Annotated in this window: 1 protein-coding gene; it reads left to right on the top strand. The window is 50.2% G+C overall.

Annotated elements, in window-relative coordinates:
* Window positions 1-79: 79 nt before the first annotated feature.
* Window positions 80-241, top strand: a 162-nt coding sequence (locus AAEZ05_RS29925; RefSeq protein WP_502947820.1) for a hypothetical protein, incomplete at its 3' end; no start/stop codon positions are given.

Below are 241 nucleotides of genomic sequence, written 5' to 3'. Positions count from 1 at the left end.
AGATTAAGGAATGCACATGAGTGATTCATTACCTACCGATTACGAGCAATTGACGGCCGATACGACAGTTTCAGATGCTATGGTGTCGGATACTGTCGTTGACACGATTGTCCCTGCCGCCGTTCAAGGGTTACCCTCTGATTACAGCTCCAAAGATATCCGTGTTTTACGCGGTTTAGAAGCCGTGCGCGTGCGTCCTGGGATGTATATCGGTGATACCGATGACGGCACCGGCTTGCAT

The organism is Pseudomonas sp. HY13-MNA-CIBAN-0226, from assembly GCF_040310305.1.
GTDB classification, from domain to species: Bacteria; Pseudomonadota; Gammaproteobacteria; order Pseudomonadales; family Pseudomonadaceae; genus Aquipseudomonas; species Aquipseudomonas gregormendelii.
The sequence above is the reverse complement of the archived record's forward strand: the minus strand, read 5'-3'. Positions and strand labels throughout refer to the sequence as shown.